Origin of the sequence: Thermoplasma volcanium GSS1 (genome assembly GCF_000011185.1) — an archaeon.
In the GTDB taxonomy this organism is placed as follows: Archaea; Thermoplasmatota; Thermoplasmata; order Thermoplasmatales; family Thermoplasmataceae; genus Thermoplasma; species Thermoplasma volcanium.
The window spans coordinates 294,825-311,361 of sequence record NC_002689.2; the positions used below are offsets into that span (position 1 = coordinate 294,825).

The 16,537-nt window shown below is 39.4% G+C and carries 18 protein-coding genes; 8 read left to right on the forward strand and 10 right to left on the reverse strand.

Annotated features, from left to right (window positions below):
* Positions 1-8: 8 nt before the first annotated feature.
* Entirely contained in the window at positions 9-824 is an 816-nt protein-coding gene (locus tag TVG_RS01475) for an MqnA/MqnD/SBP family protein (RefSeq protein ID WP_010916539.1), read from the reverse strand.
* Positions 825-918: 94 nt separating this feature from the next.
* Here TVG_RS01475 and TVG_RS01480 point away from each other — a divergent pair, with 94 nt between their 5' ends.
* Positions 919-1,701, forward strand: coding sequence for a hypothetical protein (locus tag TVG_RS01480; RefSeq protein WP_010916540.1), 783 nt, complete (start codon positions 919-921; stop codon positions 1,699-1,701).
* 346 nt (positions 1,702-2,047) lie between these two features.
* Here the strand turns inward: TVG_RS01480 and TVG_RS01485 are convergent, their stop codons facing one another.
* Positions 2,048-3,112, reverse strand: coding sequence for a FecCD family ABC transporter permease (locus TVG_RS01485; protein WP_010916541.1), 1,065 nt, complete (start codon positions 3,110-3,112; stop codon positions 2,048-2,050).
* Between the two features lie 106 nt (positions 3,113-3,218).
* On the opposite strand from TVG_RS01485, the gene TVG_RS01490 reads away from it, so the two are divergent.
* Complete coding sequence (locus tag TVG_RS01490) at positions 3,219-4,184, forward strand: ABC transporter substrate-binding protein (RefSeq protein ID WP_010916542.1); 966 nt, start codon at positions 3,219-3,221, stop codon at positions 4,182-4,184.
* Between the two features lie 324 nt (positions 4,185-4,508).
* Here the strand turns inward: TVG_RS01490 and TVG_RS01495 are convergent, their stop codons facing one another.
* From TVG_RS01495 to TVG_RS01505, 3 genes are all read right to left on the reverse strand, one after another.
* Positions 4,509-5,804, reverse strand: coding sequence for an arsenic transporter (locus tag TVG_RS01495; protein ID WP_010916543.1), 1,296 nt, complete (start codon positions 5,802-5,804; stop codon positions 4,509-4,511).
* Between the two features lie 30 nt (positions 5,805-5,834).
* Complete coding sequence (locus TVG_RS01500; protein ID WP_010916544.1) at positions 5,835-6,308, reverse strand: peroxiredoxin; 474 nt, start codon at positions 6,306-6,308, stop codon at positions 5,835-5,837.
* Positions 6,309-6,687: 379 nt separating this feature from the next.
* On the reverse strand, positions 6,688-7,998 hold the full coding sequence (locus TVG_RS01505) for an adenylosuccinate synthase (protein ID WP_010916545.1): 1,311 nt from the start codon (positions 7,996-7,998) through the stop codon (positions 6,688-6,690).
* A gap of 173 nt (positions 7,999-8,171) precedes the next feature.
* Here TVG_RS01505 and gcvH point away from each other — a divergent pair, with 173 nt between their 5' ends.
* Both gcvH and TVG_RS01515 read left to right on the forward strand, forming a co-directional pair.
* A complete protein-coding gene (gene gcvH, locus TVG_RS01510) occupies positions 8,172-8,540 on the forward strand; it encodes a glycine cleavage system protein GcvH (protein WP_010916546.1) in 369 nt (122 codons plus the stop codon).
* Positions 8,537-9,130, forward strand: a complete 594-nt coding sequence (locus tag TVG_RS01515; RefSeq protein ID WP_010916547.1) for an SAM-dependent methyltransferase — start codon at positions 8,537-8,539, stop codon at positions 9,128-9,130. The genes gcvH and TVG_RS01515 overlap by 4 nt, the downstream gene beginning before the upstream one ends.
* Here the strand turns inward: TVG_RS01515 and TVG_RS01520 are convergent.
* Both TVG_RS01520 and TVG_RS01525 read right to left on the reverse strand, forming a co-directional pair.
* Entirely contained in the window at positions 9,117-9,743 is a 627-nt protein-coding gene (locus TVG_RS01520) for a hypothetical protein (protein ID WP_010916548.1), read from the reverse strand. The two genes, TVG_RS01515 and TVG_RS01520, sit on opposite strands and share 14 nt — an antisense overlap.
* Positions 9,740-10,678: a transcriptional regulator gene (locus TVG_RS01525; protein WP_010916549.1), complete on the reverse strand. Its 939-nt coding sequence runs from the start codon at positions 10,676-10,678 to the stop codon at positions 9,740-9,742. Before TVG_RS01525 ends, TVG_RS01520 begins: the two co-directional genes overlap by 4 nt.
* Before the next feature lie 189 nt (positions 10,679-10,867).
* On the opposite strand from TVG_RS01525, the gene TVG_RS01530 reads away from it, so the two are divergent.
* Positions 10,868-11,314 (forward strand): Fur family transcriptional regulator, encoded by a 447-nt coding sequence (locus TVG_RS01530; RefSeq protein WP_010916550.1) that lies wholly within the window; start codon positions 10,868-10,870, stop codon positions 11,312-11,314.
* Between the two features lie 141 nt (positions 11,315-11,455).
* On the opposite strand, the gene guaA is transcribed toward TVG_RS01530, so the two are convergent.
* Genes guaA through TVG_RS01545 form a run of 3 tightly spaced genes read right to left on the reverse strand, consistent with a single transcriptional unit; the run spans position 11,456 to position 12,995 of the window.
* Complete coding sequence (gene guaA / locus TVG_RS01535) at positions 11,456-12,388, reverse strand: glutamine-hydrolyzing GMP synthase (protein WP_010916551.1); 933 nt, start codon at positions 12,386-12,388, stop codon at positions 11,456-11,458.
* A 46-nt stretch (positions 12,389-12,434) separates the two neighbouring features.
* Positions 12,435-12,752, reverse strand: a complete 318-nt coding sequence (locus tag TVG_RS01540; protein ID WP_010916552.1) for a hypothetical protein — start codon at positions 12,750-12,752, stop codon at positions 12,435-12,437.
* Between the two features lie 9 nt (positions 12,753-12,761).
* On the reverse strand, positions 12,762-12,995 hold the full coding sequence (locus TVG_RS01545; RefSeq protein WP_010916553.1) for an Lrp/AsnC ligand binding domain-containing protein: 234 nt from the start codon (positions 12,993-12,995) through the stop codon (positions 12,762-12,764).
* Between the two features lie 132 nt (positions 12,996-13,127).
* On the opposite strand from TVG_RS01545, the gene TVG_RS01550 reads away from it, so the two are divergent.
* The 3 genes from TVG_RS01550 to gcvPB are packed head-to-tail and all read left to right on the forward strand — an operon-like array spanning position 13,128 to position 16,534.
* On the forward strand, positions 13,128-13,757 hold the full coding sequence (locus TVG_RS01550) for a 7-carboxy-7-deazaguanine synthase QueE (RefSeq protein ID WP_010916554.1): 630 nt from the start codon (positions 13,128-13,130) through the stop codon (positions 13,755-13,757).
* Between the two features lie 57 nt (positions 13,758-13,814).
* The gene (gene gcvPA / locus TVG_RS01555; RefSeq protein ID WP_010916555.1) at positions 13,815-15,119 is read left to right on the forward strand and encodes an aminomethyl-transferring glycine dehydrogenase subunit GcvPA; all 1,305 of its coding nucleotides are present in this window, start codon (positions 13,815-13,817) and stop codon (positions 15,117-15,119) included.
* A complete protein-coding gene (gcvPB, locus tag TVG_RS01560) occupies positions 15,116-16,534 on the forward strand; it encodes an aminomethyl-transferring glycine dehydrogenase subunit GcvPB (protein WP_010916556.1) in 1,419 nt (472 codons plus the stop codon). The genes gcvPA and gcvPB overlap by 4 nt, the downstream gene beginning before the upstream one ends.
* Positions 16,535-16,537: the final 3 nt, after the last annotated feature.

Genomic DNA, 16,537 nt, shown 5'->3' on the forward strand with positions numbered 1-16,537 from the left:
AGCCAATTCTAAACGATCTCTGGCTTGAAGGGAGGGATGAGCCCCTTTCCAGCAGCCCTATTATAGTAAAGTTCAAGGGCCTTCCTCCCCGTATCACCAAAGTCAATAGAAAGTTCGTTAACATACATCCTTACAAATCTCCTCTCGAGATCAAGATCAGTGTATCTTGCATACTTCATGGCGTATTTTACGGCTTCCTCCTCATGGGCCATTGCATAACGGATAGACCGTTCGAAGTCATATAGAAATTTATTTACAGTATCTTCATCAAGATCCTTCCTTATGGCATTAAACCCAAGGGGTATAGGAAGGTTACCCGCATACGATTTCCAAGCACTGTAAATGTCAAATACTTCTTTAAGGCCGCGCTTTTGGAAAGTGAGCTGCTCATCGTGTATCAGTATTCCGGCGTCTACCTTGCCAGTTAGTATGGCATCTGGTATTTCATCGAACTTTATTTCGACGTATTCTTTTGCCTCAGGGCCGAACATGCGGTAGAGAAGGTATGATGACGTCATAAATCCAGGCACGCCCATCCTTGATTTTGAAAGATCAATTTCATTCCTTGCAACAACAATGGGACCGTAACTTATACCAAAGCTTGCACCCGACCTGGTGAGCTTGTACAAATCGCGTACTTGTACGTAGCCGTTGGCTGAAATTGCAGTGACCTCATATTTGCCTTCTTTTGATTCCTTGTTGAGCGTCTCTATATCCTTTATCACTTGCTCGTACTGATTTGATGTCCTTATTTTGCCTTCAAACATTCCATAGAACATGAATGCATCGTCCGGATCAGGTGTATGTGCAACCATTATTCGCATATTTACGAATATGTTCACTGGATATTACACTTGTGATCAGCGCTATCATGATCGAACGCACAAATTCCTATATATTTACTCTACATAGCTGTATATGCAGATAGAGGTCTCGTTGCCCAAGGAACATGGCCTCATCGTAGTATGGTTCAATACTCTAATAATTTCTGTATTTGTAGAAAAATCATTCCCACTTTATGGAGCACTTACCCTTTTGATAATGGCAACTACCTTCTTCATATATGACCCAATATTGGTGGTTCTCCGGCTGTTCAAGGCCGGCAGGAATCCCTTGGGAACGTTGCTTCGGAAGTATCCATACGTTATTTTATTTTCTGGTATAATACTAATCTGGGTGCTGTATGGATATGCGAGGGGAATGCTGCCTGGCATTTCGGTTGCGGTATTCATATTCTCACTTCTTTTATTTTTGGGCTTTTTCTGGCTCGGTGAAAGAAAAATTTATACCAGAGCGATCTCTATATTAACGCTTACCTCTTTCTTTTTAATCATATCGGGTGCTTTTACCACAAGGCTAACCTTGAAAAGCATCGATATATTTGTCATTTTATCAGCAGTCGAAATATTTCTAGCTGCAATTCCAGTTGAGATAGTTAACAGCAGGATCCATAAATTTCGGTTCAATGCTCTTCTGTTCAGGTCTCTATTCCCTATCTATGTAATAGTTCTGCTTGCACTGTACATACTATTGATTAAAAATCTGACAGAATTTCTCTTCTTTTTTGCCATAACAACTGCTGCTTTTCTATCTGTTCCTATTTTAAGATCCATGACCTTAAAGCGAATCGGTTTAGTTGCTACATTATTTAACATAATCCTTTTGGCTTTTCTCTTACTATTCTACTTTAAATCGATATAAGACGTTAACACTTCCAGATGTATTCTTTCTTATTATTTAGCAGTTTGCTGAATCATAACAGAATAATTTTATATTTTTGTAAATATGTATTATTTTTATTATCTAATCAATAATTTGGCATTGAAAAATCGCCCACGTTAACGCTTAATAATTCGTAGAAGACGGTAGGTAGTGAAATTTTTGAAATAGGATCGAATCAATCAGGCTGATCACGTTGTTCCATTTTATGCATATGGAAGCACGGGGTCTGAAAATATAAATATCGTTTATCGGAATAACAATAGGTTCAAACTCAATTTATTTATAATTGTTTTTATATAACTGTATTTTAGAGTATTCGACATTATTACTGAATATAAGAACCCTTGGCCATTCTGCTAAGCAGGTAAATAAAGAAAGGAACTCCAATAATGCCAGTTATTATGCCTATTGGCACTACTTCGCCATGAACAACCACCTTTGTAAGGTCATTGGCCAATATAAGAAAAATAGCACCAAATAGGGCAGAAGACGGTATGACGTATTTGTTTGATCCTCCAAATATGATCCTGGAAATGTGCGGCATTATTAATCCGACAAATCCAATGAGGCCAGAGACCGAAACTACTGCTGACGTGCTTAGAGTCACAAGGGCTATCAACATAGCCTTAGATCTCTCTACATTCACGCCTATTGAATGTGCATGCTCGTCACCCATTTGAAGAGCATCAAGCTCATTTCTCATAAAAAAGATAGCTATAGACGTCAAGAGGGAGATCGGGATCAGCATTGAAATCTCCTGCCAGTTCAACGTTTGCAGAGAACCAAGGAGCCAGAAATACTCACTGCCAGCTAGGTTCACGTTAGTAAATATTAAGAACGAAACGATGGACGACGCGAAGAAAGACAGTGATATGCCTATTAATAACAAAAATGTTGGTGGGGCCCTTCCATGTCTAAATGACAAAAGGTAGACAATTACAACCGTAATTATGCTGAACACAAAGGCATTGGTCTCTAGAGTATAATAGCCAAGGAAGTTAAGCGAAAGTGCTATTGTCATTACCGCCCCAAGTGCGGCTCCACTCGATATTCCTATAATATACGGCTCTGTAATTGGATTCCTGAATATGCTTTGTACAACTGTCCCACCAACGGCTAGAGTGGATCCTACTATTATGCCACCAACTATCTGGGGCTCTCTTAACTGAGTTATTATTGCATACTGGGTATAAGGTACACTGAAATAGTGCAATGCATTTAAAAATGGAATTTGATCCCAAATTATTTCAGCAGTGTTCTTTAAGGGCACATTGACGCTTCCAATGCCAAGCGAAATGAGGGAAACGAAAGCAAGAAGTATAATTGACAGATAGCCTGTCAATGACTTGCCTATTCGTGAACCCATGACCCTGGCATCAGAAAAGACCACTTAACCCACCTTCACTACAAGTAAATTATTTTTATGCTTAATAAGGATCGCTATCTTAATATATTAAAGTTATTTTACCGAAACTGAAATTAACTTAGTGATAAATATGAAAGGTGCAACTAAAATCGCTGTGGCCGTAATAATTGTAATAGCAATTGTCGCTACGTCTGCATACTACTACGAACACGGTATTGGTAAAGGAAACCAGGCTGCTATTTATCTTCCAGGCCAAAAGCTGCCGTTTACGCATCCCTTGACGCGTATTGTTTCGCTTCTTCCAAGCATAACAACAAATCTTTATGCCCTTGGCGCCGAAAAAGACATAGTTGGGATAAGCACATACACTACGTATCCTAAAAACATAAGCCTTAAGATACCAATTGTTGGGCAGCTTGACAGTGTCAACTACGAGGAGTTGTTGAACGTTTCGCCTCAGGCGGTAATAACCATACCATCTTATTATCCACAAAATGTGATAAATAAGATCGTAGATATGGGCATACCTGTAATAGAAGTCGGTCAGAACAATTTCACTCAGATAGAACAGCAGATATTTGAACTAGGCAACATTACAGGAACTGAAGGTAATGCGTCTGCAATAGTAAACTGGATGGCAAACAGCCTGGCATATCTCCATACAGACGCCAACATGCTTTCGAACGGAACAGAAAAGACGGTGTTTTACCTTCTAAGTACCGAAGGTGGCTACTGGACTGCTGGAAACGAGACCTTTATAAATGACTTCTTCAGGATCGCAGATCTACGGAACATAGCGAATGAAACAGGATACTATACGATACCCTCATCATTAATAGTGAAAGAAGATCCGGAGGTAGTCATACTAGACCAGTACGTGAACGTTGACGTAATGAACTCTCCGCCGATGAACCAGGTAGCTGCGTATAAGGACATGGCATACTACACTATTTTCGACGATAACTATTTCAACCAGCCGGACTTCAGATCTGTTTACGCAGTACAATGGCTAATAGATGAGGTATATAATACTACGGTAAATATACCTGCATTTCCAATCCCGCTGTCAGATAATCCAGCTCCAAGCGCATTCTAATTGATAAATTTTCTAATATTTTTTGAAGTCAGTTATATTTATTTTTAATGGCATGTGCACGTTGTAGTATAAATTACACACATTCGTAAATTAATCATACGACAAGGTTTAACCTAGATACATCTTTAAGCTAATAATGCAACAACGATACAAATGTTGAATCACATCGATAATATATGTATGAGCAAGTAGTTTCGTTCAAAATTTAGAGATCTATAAATTTGATTTATTTTTCTGGCATGTTCTGCGGGTTAATAGATTAATGGCATTACGATAATTTTTGTTTATTAGGCAATTATCTAGGCATTAGATTAAGCATTAAGATTATAACCCAAAATAAATTGTAGCATAAAGTGACAGTAGGGTTAAGACGAGCACAGGAAATGCGATTATGAATCCTACCTTCATATAGTAAATTGGTGTAATTTGCACGCCATGTTTTCTTTGCAATGTATAAATCCAGAGCAGAGTGGCGAGAGAGCCGATCGGAGTAAATTTTGGGCCTATGTCATTGCCTATGACGTTGGCATAAATTAGGAAAGAATTTTGATTTAAGTGTGATATAGTGAGAGCCCCCATCATAACGGAAGGGAGGTTGTTCATGCTTCCTGCCATAGCGCCAAAGAGCAATCCCGCTAGTACGGTGGAAAGCGGATTTCCCAATAGGAGTATACTTTTTGTTACATGCACTAGTACTGATGTCAATCCATTGTCTCCGAAGCCGTACACTACTATGTACATACCGAGCGAAAATACTACTACCTGCCATGGGGCCTCAGCTATTATGGATCTTGTGTTTATGCGATGATTGTACCTTGCTACAACTATTAGAATTGTAGCTGCAGGCACAGCTACGAAGCTAACAGGTACCAGATCGAAGCTTGTCAAGAAGTAGGCAAGTACAACTATCGCCATGAATGGAAAGGCCAGTTTGAATATTAGAGGGTCTTTAATGACGTTTTTTGGATTAGGGAGTGATTCGACTTGGTATATTCTTGGGATATCCTTTCTGTAGTAAAGAAGGAGAAGCCCGAGGCTAGATACGACACTAATGATATCTGGTATGACCATAACTTTTGCATATGAGGCGAAGGATATGCCGAAGTAACCTGATCCTATTATATTGACAAGGTTGCTTATGACAAAGGGCAAGCTTGAAGAATCTGAGATAAAACCTATGGCCATTATATAGGCTACTGCGCCTTTCTTGCCAATGCCTGTCATATCCATAATCGATAATACTATTGGAGTAAGGACGAGTACCGCGCCATCGTTTGCAAAGAAAGCAGCGGTTAGCGATCCAAGTATTACGATAAATACAAAAAGCTTAATTCCGTTGCCTCCTGCAAATTTAGATATCCTTATGGCGTAGTATTCAAAGAAGCCGGCATAATCTAAAACTAAAGACATTGCTATTATCGCCACGAAAGTGAAAGTAGGGTTCCATATGATGTTCCATACTTTAATGACGTCTGCCGGAGTAGAAATCCCTAGGATTATCGATACGAAAGCACCTATTAAGGCCCCATACCCTATATCAATCTTCCAAGGCCTTACTGTTACTAGAATAAGCGTAAATATGAAAACAATGGCGGCAGCGACAAATCGAAAATCCTGCACGCCACCTAATGCTTTCTCTATTATTTAATTTCAGTTCATCTTTGAAAGGAATTCCTGGATGGCTTTATAGTCCGGTTCTTTCCCCGGGTCGTCACTGACCCACGCGTACCTTACTATTCCGTCACCGTCTATTATGAAGACGGATCTCTTTGAAGCTGTAAGGCCAGGCACGCCTGCGAAGTTCTGGTGCAGCACATCGTATTTCTTTGATATTTCCCTGTTTGAATCGCTCAACAGATCGAAGGTTAGATTGTTCTTCTTAGCAAATTCGGCTAGGGAAAAAGGCGAATCCACGCTTATACCGATAACCTTAGCCTTAAACTTATTAAAGTTAGCCATAGAATCCCTAAACGTACACATTTCCTTTGTACACACGCTCGTGAAGGCGCCTGGAAAGAAAGCAAGAACAACATTCTGACCACGGAATTCAGAGAGTTTCCTCATTTTTAGCGCAGTGTCCGGTGCTTCAAAATCTGGTGCTTTTTCATTTACTTTTGGAGACATTTTATCCCTCTGGCCAAACAGGCCAGTCTGATCATTATACCGGCAATAATAAAATTGTTGTATCTTTATGTTTATACTATTTCCTTAAATTTGACTTCATCAATTTCCCTATGTTCCTTGGTTTCTATCACCTGCTTCGCAGCGTACTTTTATAGTACCATGGTTTATCCATTTTATACAGCTTTAGCTTTGGATGATAAGGATGGATTGCATCAGGAAAACTGGAGATAATTGGATAATATTGTTGGAGGATAAGTAGTCAGGTTTTACCATCTTAAGAGCATGAGAAAACCACATAACTTATTGCATTCAAATTTAACCGCACGTCAAATAAATAGATCAGCGAAAAATTGGAAAGATATTAAATTTGGTAAACATATCATCTCTCTATCCTTACAGTTTTACTCCTGTCTTTTCCTGAAGATATTATTGTTACTGGCCTCCCAATCTGTTCTTCTATAAAATCTATGTATCTCCTTAGTTGCTGTGGTATCTCCCATTTTCTCATCTTAGGATGTAACAAGCTTGAAGATAGATCGCCCCACCCTTCAAATTCCTCATAAAGTGGTTTCACACGAGATACTTCTGATATATGTTTAGGGATATAGTCTATCTGCTTGCCATCAAGTTCATATGAGTAGCAAACCTTTATTGTGTGAAGGATACCAAGCGTGTCTACCTTGGTTAGAGCTATCTCATCAACGTCATCTATCTGCACAGCATATTTCAACAGGGGGACATCAAGCCATCCAACTCTCCTTGGCCTTCCTGTTGTTGTGCCGTATTCCCCTCCAGCATCCCTTATCTTTTTCGCCAAATCATCGTTTAATTCAGTGGGAAACGGACCTGCACCTACCTTTGAGACATAGGCTTTTGCTACACCTATTACTTTTTTTATCTTTCTCATAGAGAAACCAGTTCCAGTATAAGAGGATGCACTGATCGTGTTCGATGATGTAACGTAAGGATAGAAACCGAAATCTGGATCAAGTAATACTCCCTGCGCACCTTCAAATAGTATCGTTCTACCCTCGTTGTATAGCTTGTTTATCAGTATATCTGTGTAATACATGTATTTTTTTAACTCCTGGCCATAACTGTACAGTTCCTTTGCTAAGTTCTCTCTCACAGAGGGATCTGAAAATTCTGACCTTGAAAGTAAATTTTCATGCATTCTATAAATTATGTCTAATTTTTCGATTATCGTCTTGTAATCTAAAAGATCTATCATTCTAAGTCCGCTCCTTGCGTATTTATCTTCGTATGTTGGCCCTATCCCTTGTGCGGTAGTTCCAATCACCATGCTAGATCTAATTTTTTCTTCTTCTACATCGAGGTATTTGTGTATTTTTGTTACTACATGCGCGTTAGAGCTAACCACCACGGCAAGATTTGAATTATTCTTTTTAACTATCTCTATCTCTGAAATTAAGGACTGTGGATCGATCACCATTCCACTACCTAAAACGACAACTTTTGTTCTCAATGAACCCGATGGGAGGAGATGGAATTTGTAAGTTTCGTTACCAACAACGACTGTATGCCCCGCGTTAGTACCACCGTTAAACCTTACTACGACATCATATGATTCGCTGAGGAAATCCGTTATTTTTCCTTTACCTTCATCTCCGAACTGAAGCCCTACAACAACCGCAGTCCTATTGTTATCTTCCGAATAATTCACGGACATCTTTACCCTTGGATTATAAGCAAACCAAATAAAAGGTTTCTTACAATGGAATCTGCTACGTTGATTATAATGTTAAATGGAGTATGGCATTGCGTAACTAGCAAATATTAGTTTCAGGGGGATTAAAGAGCAGGATCGCAAATTTATATAGGCTTCCACGATTTACATTAATTATGACCAACGTTCCTGATGGTTTGAAATACACAAAGACGCACGAGTGGTACAAGGTTGATAACGGTATTGCGACTGTAGGAATAACAGATTATGCTCAGTCTCAGATGACTGATATAGTTTATGTCGATCTTCCTGAGGTGGGCGATAAGAAGAAGGTTGGTGATGTACTTCTTACAATAGAATCCGTAAAATCAGCAGAAGATGTTTACTCTCCCCTAACGGGGGAGATCACTGAGGTGAATCAGGAATTAACCAAGCATCCAGAAAATATAAACAAGGACCCCTATGGAAACTGGCTCGTTAAGATGAAAGTCGAGAAGGAGGGGGAATACCTAACTGCTGAACAGTACAGGAAATTGATTCAATGACCGGAGATAGAAGGGACGAATACTATTGGAAGGCTAAAAAAGAACAGCTTCGTAGCCGTGCTGCTTTTAAATTAGAGTTTCTTCTTGATAGATACCGAGTTGTTAGGAAAGGGGACGCAGTAATAGAAATAGGCTCGTCTCCAGGAGGATGGACACAGGTCCTAAACAGCTTGGCAAGAAAAATTATATCAATAGATTTGCAGGAAATGGAAGAGATTGCAGGTGTCCGCTTCATACGTTGCGATATATTCAAGGAAACCATATTCGATGATATTGATAGGGCATTGCGTGAAGAAGGCATAGAAAAGGTTGACGATGTTGTATCGGATGCTATGGCAAAAGTTAGCGGGATACCATCGAGAGATCATGCAGTTTCTTACCAAATAGGCCAGAGAGTGATGGAAATAGCTGTTAGATACCTAAGGAATGGTGGAAACGTTCTATTAAAGCAATTTCAAGGCGATATGACCAATGATTTTATAGCGATCTGGAGAAAAAACTTTTCATCGTACAAGATCAGTAAGCCACCAGCATCAAGGGGCTCATCAAGCGAAATATACATAATGTTTTTTGGCTTTAAAGCTCCTTAATGAAATTTTCAAGATTTTTGTAAAACTCATACTCGGTAATAACGAACACACTTTTTCCTTTGTCCTTTTCTAGATTCCTCTTGAGGTTATCCCTAACATAGTTAAATCTGAAAGTATCAACTCTTTCTATGCCTTTCACCTTATGCATTACTGCATCCCATTTTTCAACGAAGTCCTCGGGGGTCTTATCACCGAATTCCATTTTCATGATCCTTTTCTTCCTTAACGAATTTCTCAGCAAATCCAGAAAACCAACATTTTTAGAGTAATAATCTGAATATTCTTTTTCTGGCACATCCAATGGAACAAGCGTAGTACCAGTTTCGTTTGCATATTTAATTGCTTCGATATATATAGGCGGTGGTGTCATCACCTCTCCGTAAGCTGAAAGGTGGAGACCATATATGATCTCGTAATCTGACAAAGATAATTCAAATGGATCCTTTAGGAAGTTGTTTAGGCCATCTATCTGTTCCTGGGTTAGAACAATGTATATGATTTCAGGTCTAACCTCATAAAGGTCCCTCTTCAGTTCTTCTCCATCCCTTACAAGGCCCTTAATTCCTCCGAAAAGTGTGATCTTATACCCGTCCTCTCCAAAATCGTAAATCATTTTGCTCTCTTCTCTATTTTACCTATAAGCGCATCCTTGTCCTCAATTGATTCGAGGTCAGAAATAGTCAACACCGCACAGCCACCTATGCTCTCCCTATACGTATTGCTCTTGCTGACTAAGAAAGCATCGTCTTCGAAGACATCGCTTATTTTTTTTAGTATCCTCACCCTCTCAGGTTCTGGAGCATCACCTATTAACGCTGCAATAAGGGAAATCTCGTCAGAATCTTTGGCAACTATGTCAAATGGAACCTTGAATATGGGTCTTGTATCAAGGCCATACTTCTGAAGAAGCCATATTATCCTAGCTATATACTCATCTGAGATTTTTTCTTCAAAGTTTATCTCGGTTGAGTTTATTCTAAACAGATCAATGTGATCTACAATGTCGGCCTTTAAAATATTACGTAATCTTATGAATATGTCTATCGTGGCCGCAGAACCATTTTCATATAGCGAAACAGACCGTCTTGATACGCCCAAGTAGGATGATATGTTGCCTATAGAGAGGTTAAGTTCGTTTCTCCTCTCCCTAAGCAATTCTCCATTTATTCTCACATAGAATCCGCCAGGGCCTGAATATATGTACGGCCTTTCACCATTGAGGTAAGATTCGAATGTATTTACAGACGATATAGGAACTCCATGCCTATAGTAGACAACCCCATCTTCTAGTTGTCCATTTCCTGTTCTTTCACCAATTATTGCAGCTGTTGCACGCAGCAGTTTAGCAAGCTTAATGAGCTGATAGGCAGTTGACTGTTTAAGTGTATCTATATTATAAAGCACCTTGAGTATATACCTTTCAACGTCTCTTCTGGCAACTATATCGAAAGTTGCGACAGGCTGAAACCCTGTTCCTGAAACAGAGAACCCATTTTCCACCAGCATATTCATAAGTTTGGAAATGAGAGCCTCCCTTCGATCTTCCACAGTAACAATTATTAATACCTGTATATAAGTATTTTCATTCAACGATTATGATAACATCGAAATGCTATTAACCAACTTGGCTAAATAATTATGTGACTTAATTATAACTATTTTTATTTCCTAGTTATTATGTTTATATATTAATTAGTACAATTTAAATATGCATTTGCGATTTACTGTTTGATAAGTATGGCTAAAGATTACGTCTCCATGCTTAAAGATGCTGGATATAAGATAACACCACAGAGGCTTGCAGTAATAGAATACCTTAAAAAAGGGCCTGGGCACTTCACAGCAAACGATGTATATAAAGAGATAAGGAAAAGTATACCGACGATTACACTTGCAACAGTCTATAATATTCTGAAAGCTTTTGCAGATGTCAGATGCATAAATTCCTTCGATGTGGATGGAACAACATGGTTTGAAAATGAAGTTGAGCTACACGCAAACTTAATGTGCAAGGTTTGCGGTAATATTGTTGATATAAAGATCGACAAGGAAAAGCTAATAAAGTTGCTGGGAGAAAATGCAGACGCGGATTTCGAAAACATAACTCTTTTTGTAAGGGGGGTCTGTCCGTCCTGCAAAGCTAGGCAGGAAGAAGACATGAGGTCTCTTCAGGTTCATCAATAACCTCGTTTCCTTGATTAAGAAAGGTCGTTATTTAACTGTAATGCTCTATTAAAGTTCCGACTAACGGATGAGTATTTGGGAAGTACTTCCCACTATTTCTGTTAGTTTGATTATATAACGTTTATATTATTGTGTAATTTTTTATTCCCACTCGATGGTTGCCGGAGGTTTATTGGTTATATCATAAACTACTCGGTTTATCTCCGGGATTTCATCAGTTATAGTATTCGATATATCCTCAAGAAGATCCCACGACGGCTTGCTGAATGTACCAGTCATAGCGTCGGTAGTCTCTATCATCCTAATGCCTACTGTAAGTCCATAAGCTCTTCTGTCCCCATGAACGCCCGTGGTTCTTACTGGTAAAAGTACAGCAAAATACTGCCATGGTCTTGATTCAGATGGCATTGCCTCTGAAATTTTTCTTTCTACTATGTCAGTTACTGCCCTTAGCAGATCGAGTTTTTCTTTTGTTACTTCGCCTATTATCCTAACAGCCAATCCAGGCCCTGGGAAAGGCTGTATGTCGGTAGGTAGGCCAAGTTCCTTTGACATACCCCTGATCTCATCCTTATAGTAGTCCCTAAGTGGCTCGACTAGTTTCAGTTTCATATCCTTTGGAAGTCCGCCTACATTATGATGGCTCTTTATTGTATCCCTTTTCTGGCCTCCACTCTCGATCCAGTCTGGCGCTATTGTACCTTGAAGAAGGTATTCTGCGCCAAAATTCTGTGCCTGTTCGCTTAGTACATCTATAAAGGTTTTTCCTATAATCTTTCTTTTCTCTTCTGGATCCGTTACACCCTTTAGGTTATTTATGAAAGTATCTGCTGCATCAACTATTACATAATTCATTGAATGTTTTTCGAAGAAATCCTTTACTCTTCCAGTTTCGTTCTTCCTTAATAATCCGGTATCAATGAAGACACATAGAAGATTATTTCCCAATACTTCGCTTGCGAGAAGAGACAGAAGTGAACTATCCTGCCCGCCAGAAACCGCAATAATAGCTTTGCCTTTTATGCTATTCCTGATGTTATCCTTTATCCGTGAGATGTAATCGGAAAAACTCATTTTGAGCTATTAAAAAAATGGATAAATATTTTCTTATTAGTTTAGGTTAAGTCTTCATTATGAAGCCAAGGAACACGAGCAGGCCAATAACAACACCTATTACAGCCGCTACAACGTAGAATATTGTCCCAAGAGCCACATACGCGGCCCATTGTCCAATACCGAAGTGGAATAGGTACTTAGGGCCTATTATGTCAATTACTGCTACGACTAGACCAATCACTAGAATTGCTGCACCTGCAACCCGACTTTTACCGCTCCCAAAATACGCTGTCAGAATACCCAGTATTATAAGAGATAGGGCTAGCAGAGCAAGAATAACTAGAAGAAATACTTCCCAGTTCCATGGAGACCAAGGTATCAATCTTTCACCTCACAGCTTTATTCCCGTCAGTGTCTTAGTGTCAATAACCCCGTCTATAGTCCTTATCTTTTCTATTACGACTTCACCAATTTCGGTAAAGTCCTTCATATCCAGCTTAACTATTATATCATACTCACCAAACAACGGGTGAGCCTCCACCACTCCGTTTATCTTGAGCACTTTATTATAAACTTCGTGCTCTTTTCCCGGAACGGTACTTATTAAAACGAAGGCTATTGACAATTTACACCACTAAACTGTAATACTGTAAAATGTTAATAAATTTTGTGTTTTGGAACGACATCTGCATTCATACTCTGCTGAAAATTTTCTCATTGTTACATTAACTTTTTAACGGGGATAGGATAGACTTGTGTGCTAATAACTGAGATATTCCACAGTATACAAGGTGAAGGCACTCTAATCGGAATCCCAATGCTGTTTGTCAGGACAAATGTATGTAACATACGCTGCGAATGGTGTGATACAAAATACTCCTTTTATGGAGGTAGGGAAATTGCATTAAGCGATATCCTAAATATAGTGAAGGAAGCTAAGGAACAATGGGTCTGCTTCACAGGTGGCGAACCGCTCGTTCAACGTGACGCCCTTAGTTTTGTGGAAGGTTCTTTGAAACTAGGAAAAAAGATTCTTATAGAAACAAACGGAACCGTCCCTATAAGGAACTTCACCATCTCTGATAATATAGTACTTGACGTTGACGTAAAATCACCGTCAGCTAAGGTGAGAAAGCCATTTTTAGAGGAGAATTTGAAGTATATAAGGGATACAGATTACCTGAAAATTGTAATAAAGGATCGTGAAGACTTGGACTTCGCTATAAACTTTATAAGGGGCCATCGCAAAAATTTGAATTATGTTCTACAGCCTGCGTGGGGGTCCGATATCAGGATGATAGCTGATGCTATAGTAGAGACTGACCTGAACGTTAGGGTTTTGCCGCAGCTTCATAAGATCATGTATGGTGAAATGAGAGGTGTATGATATCACGTATCAAGGAGATCCAGAAATAAATAAATTCACTTAAACGCTTATTGTCTCATGGATGAAATTTCTTCCATGCTTGATTATTTGGGTATAAAGTCCACAGAAGAGCTCTTTTCGGATATACCTCTGTCTGTTAGGAAAAAGGAAATAGGCATCGGATCTCCGCTAGACGAACATTTGGTCCTAGAAAGGGCAAGGAAATATGCATCACTTAACTCTACTGAAATGCTGAACTTTTTGGGAAACGGAATATACGACCGAGTAATACCTGAGGCTGTTAACTATATTATTAGTAAAAGCGAATTTCTAGATTCATATACCCCATACCAGCCAGAAGTTTCGCAGGGCATGCTCCAGTCCATATTTGAGTACCAAAGCTTAATATCTGATCTGTTCAAAATGGATTTTACTAATGCCTCTATGTACGATGGCTATTCCGCACTGGGTGAGGCAGCCAGAATGGCATACAGAATAAACGGGAAAAATAAGATACTAATACCAGAGTCTACCTATGATTCGAAATTATCTGTTCTCAAGAACTATGTCTGGGGACTTAGCATGAAGATCGAAAAGTACAAGATGAATGAGGAAGGAAAAATAGATATTGATGATCTTCAGTCAAGAATAGATGGAGATACATCAGCAGTTGTTGTAGAAAACCCCAATGGTTATGGAGTTATTGATGAAAATGTTTTCCGGATCTCGGAAATTAAGAAGGAAAGCTTACTAATAAGTTACGTTGATCCAATATCTCTGGGCGTTCTTAAGCCTCCAGGTGAGTATGGTTCGGATATAGCAATAGCTGAAGGTCAGCAGCTTGGAATACCAATGAACTTTGGAGGCCCGTTGCTAGGAATAATGTCCTTTAAAGCTGATTATGTTCGGAAATCACCTGGGAGGCTCATTGGTGAGTCTGTTGATGCCGACGGAAAGAGGGCCTTTGTAATGACTCTGCAGACAAGGGAACAGCACATTAGGAGGGCAAAGGCGACGAGCAACATATGCTCTAACCAGGCTCTGCTTACTCTTGCTGCAGGCTCTTATCTATCTATACTCGGTTCATCAGGTTTAAAAAAGGTGGCCTTGTTAACAATTAAGCATTCTAAAAATCTAGCTGAGAGCTTAGGCAACATAGGAATAGAGAAGGTGTTTGATTCCATATCCTTTTCGGATACTCTCTTTCGTATCGATAAAAACGTTATGCTTGATTTGGCAAAAAAAGGCATTCTTGGCGGAATAAAGTTAACATCGCTAATAAAGGATTCTAAGTATAGCTCAGGTACGTTTTTCACAGCAACAGAGAAAACCGATAATGAAAAAATTAAGGCGCTCGTAAACGCATTGGAGGTGATAATGTGAATTTCAAGCAGGCTTATTATGAGGAACCGATTATAAAGGATATCAAGTCTTCGAATACCTTCAGCCTCTCTGAACAAGTTGATGAAAGCATACTGCCTGAGAACCTTAAAAGAAAGGATCTAGAACTTCCAGAGGTCTCGGAATATGATGTGGTGAGGCATTATACCAGGCTTTCGCAGATGAATTATACAGTTGATGTTGGTATATACCCGCTGGGCTCGTGCACGATGAAGTACAACCCAAAATTTGCTGACAGAGTATCGGCTATTGATGGATTCAGGAATATACACCCGTTCCAACCTGAGAATACAGTTCAAGGCGCTCTTCACGTGATGTACGACCTTCAGGAATACCTAAAAAAGATATCTGATATGGACGCCGTATCTTTGCAGCCAATGGCAGGTGCTGACGGTGAATTTACTGGCATATTGATAGTGAAAAAGTATTTTGAAGATAAAGGAGAAGATCGAACAGAGATAATAATACCAGATTCAGCGCATGGAACAAATCCAGCATCTGCAACAATGGGCGGGTTCGATGTCGTAGAGGTTCCATCCGATGACAAAGGAATGGTCGATCTCGAAGCCCTGAGGGCAGCTGTTTCTAAAAAGACTGCAGCATTTATGATAACGAACCCAAACACATTGGGCATATTCGAACAAAACATAGAAGAGATTGCAAAGATAATTCATAATGCTGGTGCGTTGCTATACTACGACGGGGCAAACTTAAATGCAATCTTTGGCATCACATCGCCAGGTCTCATGGGGTTTGACATAGTCCATTTCAACCTCCATAAAAGTTTTGCAACTCCACACGGAGGCGGAGGTCCAGGTGCCGGGCCTGTTGCTGTAAAATCATTCCTTAAAGATTTCCTTCCTGTGCCTATAGTCGATTTTGATGGAAATTCTTACAGGCTTAACTATGAACTTAAGAAAACGATTGGTAAGGTTTCGTCCTTCTACGGTTCTTTTTCGATTTTGTTAAGGGCCTGGTCGTACATAATCAGAAATGGAGATGACGGCCTCAAAAACGTAAGCGCAAGGGCAGTTTTAAATTCAAACTACCTCAAGAAGAAGCTTGAAAAATACTACGATATTCCATACTATCCACTTAAGAAACACGAATTCGTTCTTTCAACAGAGAATACAGGCAAAAGAGCACTCGACATAGGGAAGTACATACTAGACAATGGAATACATTCACCAACAGTCTATTTCCCCTTGATAGTGAAGGAGGCTATGATGATAGAGCCAACAGAAACTGTAAGTAAGGCCGATTTAGACAACTATGCTGATGTTCTTATTGAGGCACTTAAACTCAGTGACGAGGAACTAAAATCCAGGCCAAAAAATACGGCGGTACGTAGGATTGACGAAGTTAAAGCAGCAAGGGACCTTAAACTTAAATGGTAAATT